General features: G+C 68.5%; 1 protein-coding gene. It reads right to left on the reverse strand.

Features of this window, described 5'->3' with window-relative positions:
* Window positions 1–419 (reverse strand): TCP-1/cpn60 chaperonin family protein (locus EOA38_RS38755; RefSeq protein ID WP_281060200.1); only part of this gene is annotated, 419 nt, incomplete at both ends.

A 419-nucleotide genomic window follows, 5' to 3' on the forward strand; every position in this document is an offset into this window, starting at 1 on the left:
CCACCCATGCCGCCGCCGGGCATGCCGCCCGGCATACCGCCGGCAGCCGAGTCCTTCTTCGGAGCCTCGGCGATCATGGCTTCAGTGGTGACGAGCAGGCCGGCGACCGAGGCCGCGTCCTGGAGAGCGGTACGCACGACCTTGACCGGGTCGACGATGCCCATGGCGATCATGTCGCCATATTCGCCGGTCTGGGCATTGAAGCCGAAGGTCGGGCCCGTGTTCTCGAGGATCTTGCCGGCAACGATCGAGGCTTCCGCACCGGCATTGGCCGCGATCTGGCGAGCCGGAGACTGCAGCGCGCGACGAACGATGGCGATGCCGGCGGTCTGGTCGGAGTTGGCGCCGCTGACAGTGATGGCCAGCGAAGCACGCAGCAGCGCGACGCCGCCGCCGGGAACAATGCCTTCTTCCACGGC

The sequence above is a fragment of the Mesorhizobium sp. M1E.F.Ca.ET.041.01.1.1 genome, from assembly GCF_003997355.1.
GTDB lineage: Bacteria > Pseudomonadota > Alphaproteobacteria > Rhizobiales > Rhizobiaceae > Mesorhizobium.